2 protein-coding genes are annotated in these 2,929 nt (G+C 66.0%); both read left to right on the forward strand.

Going from position 1 to position 2,929, the window contains the following annotated elements; translation table 11 throughout:
* Nucleotides 1-120 precede the first annotated feature (120 nt).
* Nucleotides 121-750, forward strand: coding sequence for a hypothetical protein (locus E6J58_22240; protein TMB32651.1), 630 nt, complete (start codon nucleotides 121-123; stop codon nucleotides 748-750).
* A gap of 199 nt (nucleotides 751-949) precedes the next feature.
* Nucleotides 950-2,794, forward strand: coding sequence for a hypothetical protein (locus E6J58_22245; GenBank protein ID TMB32652.1), 1,845 nt, complete (start codon nucleotides 950-952; stop codon nucleotides 2,792-2,794).
* The last annotated feature ends 135 nt before the right edge of the window (nucleotides 2,795-2,929 follow it).

Consider the following 2,929-nt stretch of genomic DNA (forward strand, 5'->3'; position numbering starts at 1 on the left):
TCACGGCTACTCCGGGTTGCGGCGCGGCCGGGGCGCATCCAGCTTCAACACGTCCGCAGCGTATTCTTGTATGGGCTCGGGATCGCTGCGTCGAGCGCCCAGTCCGATGCCGACAAGTTCGTGCTCACCGCTGCGCACCACCAGGCAGACGCAGGTCGATATGGCGCAGCCTATCGCCTCATGCAGGTCGTTCAACTGCCCGTCACCGCGCTGGTCGGCGCGACGCACCTCTCGTTCCTGCACAAGGAGGCGGGCCCGAATGCGCAGTCGCAACGGGCCATCCGGTTATCGCTGATCGCCATGACGTACGCGGTGCCTGCCGTCATCTGCCTCATTCTGATGGCGCCGCTGGTCCCGAGGATCCTCACCCGTGACTTTGCCGAGGCGACGCTCATTCTCCAGCTGCTTTCCCCGGTCGTGATCCTGCGCGGCGTCGGAGTGTTCCCGTTGAACGGGCTGTTGGGCCTCGGCCGCGGCGTGCTGCGCGCGAAGCTGCTCGTGGGCAACGCGCTTTTCACCCTCGCTCTCTACGCCGCCTTCATTCCAAAGTACTCCTGGCGAGGCGCACTTGTGGCGACCCTGGTATCCGAGACGGTGCTCTGTGCGTCGTCCTGGATTACGCTCTTATTGTGCGAGCGTGGCCTATCGACCCGCACCGGCCCAGAGCACGCGGCCCGCGAGGCTGCCATCCGAACCTCCCTGAACGACCTCCGCGACACCGAGATGACCAAGGTGCGTCCCGAACCGTGAGGAGGAACCACATCAGGACCCGGATCCATTCACCGCGTCGAGCCAGAGGTGCTCGCAGGCCGTGGCCGCCGCGGCGAAAGGACCCATTAGGGCGGTTCGTCGACTCGGCCGCTTCCTTCTAGCTGCGCGGCGAGGAGTCGAGGCATGATGACGTGGTCGGCAGCGCCCACGGGAGCGGGAATCCGCCCAGTGAATCGGCATGCGCAACCGGAGGAGGGGAGATGGCGGGCCGGAGGCTCGACGAATGACAGAACGGGATTCAGGGGACGTCTACTCGGCCGAGGGGCATCGGGTCCACACGGCCCCCGGCTCGCGGCGGCTCCGATACGGAATCATGTGCCGCGGGCCGCAGCTGGAAGCCTGGCAGGCACTGGTTGTGCGCGAGCTGCAGTCGATCCCAGAGGTCGAGCCCGCGCTCCTCATCGTGGACGCCGACGCCGGGGCCGCCGGTCCGAGGCATCGGCTCTGGCAGCGCCTGCGCTCGCCAAGTTTACTCTGGAACCTCTACCAACGGGCGTTCATCGCCGGCAAGATCCCCGCCGAGAGGCGGATGGACCTCCCTGCCGAGCTGGACCGCGGCCTGCCGGTAATCCGCTGCCGACCGGAATTCCGCGGTAAGTACTCCCAGTACTTCTCGCCCGAGGACGTCAGCGCGATCCGCGCCCACGATCTGGATTTCATCCTGCGCTTCGCCTTCAACATCATTCGCGGCGACATCCTGTCCGCGGCGCGGTACGGCGTCTGGTCCTTTCACCACGGTGATTTGGATCGGTATCGGGGGATGCCCTGCGCCTTCTGGGAGATCGCCAAGGGCGACCCGGTTACCGGGATCACGCTGCAGCGGCTCACCGATGCACTCGACAGCGGGATAGTCCTGAAGCAGTGCCACATCCAGACCGTGCCCAAGTCGTACGCACGCTCGCGGGAGGCTGTCCTCGTCGCCGGTGCGGATCTTCCGGCCAAGGTCTGCCGGGATCTCCTCTCGAACCGCGGAGAGTACGTTTCCGCGCAGCCCTCCCGCACGACAGCGCCAATCTTCCGCACGCCGAAGAACAGCGAGATGCTGAGCTTTCTCGCGCGCACCACGACTGCCAAGCTCACCGACGCTGCTGGGTGGCTCTTCCGACATAGGCAGTGGGGTGTGGGGATCATCCACGCGCCCATTCACTCCTTTCTCGATCCGCGCTTTCGCCCCGAGGTGAGCTGGCTCCCGCGCTCGGATCGTCGCCATTTCCTCGCCGATCCCTTCGGCATCCGGTCGGGCAAGAACTTGACGATCTTGGCGGAGGAACTCGACCACGCCGAGCAGGTTGGCCGAGTGGTGGCGATAGAATGCCCGGAGGTGGGTGCGCCGAGGATCCGGCGGGGGATCCTGGAACTCGCAGTGCACGCGTCCTACCCATACCTCGTCGAGCACGACGGCGAGATCTTCTGCATGCCCGAGACGAGCGCGAGTGAACAGGTGGTCCTCTACAAGGCAGTCGATTTCCCGACGCGCTGGGAGAAGGTCGCCACGCTGGTGCAGGGGATCGCCGCGCTAGATGCGTCCCTCGTGCGGTTCGACGGGCGCTGGTGGATGTTCTACGGCGTGGAGGGAACTGCCGGCACCGTCACGCTCCACGCCATGCACGCTCCGGACCTGCGGGGGCCGTGGATGGCGCACGCCGCCAATCCTCTCAAGATGGATGTCCGAAGCACGCGCCCTGGTGGGACGCCGTTCGTGCATCAAGGAACGCTGTACCGGCCAGCGCAGGACTGCTCGCGCGGATACGGCGGGGCCGTCGCGCTGAACCGCGTGACCCGCCTCTCGCCCGTCGATTTTCACGAGGAGGTGGTGACGGTCGTGCGCCCTGATCCCCATGGTCCGTTCCCCGCGGGGCTCCACACGCTTTCGGCGGCGGGCGACAAAACGATCATCGACGGGCAACGCACGCTGTTCGTGCCAGCGCTCTTCTTCGCGCAACTCCGCAAAATGTTGCGGAGCGCGAGAGCGTCGTCTCCTTGGCAGGCCAGACAAACGGATAGCGTGACACGCTCGGGGTAAAAATGCAGGCGCGCACGCTCATTTGGCCGATTCGGCGCGCGCGATCTTGTTGCGGTCAAGTCAACGAGACCCTACGGTTCCCCAGGGTTCTGAAATCGGGAGGCGGAGTCGACAGAACTGTCCTTCGCCGTGGGG

The organism is Deltaproteobacteria bacterium (assembly GCA_005879535.1).
Taxonomy (GTDB): Bacteria; Myxococcota; Myxococcia; order Myxococcales; family 40CM-4-68-19; genus 40CM-4-68-19.

Excerpts from the sequence above, each read along its gene's own strand:
- E6J58_22245 (TMB32652.1), top strand. The coding sequence starts at position 950 with ATGCGCAACCGGAGGAGGGGAGATGGCGGGCCGGAGGCTCGACGAATG.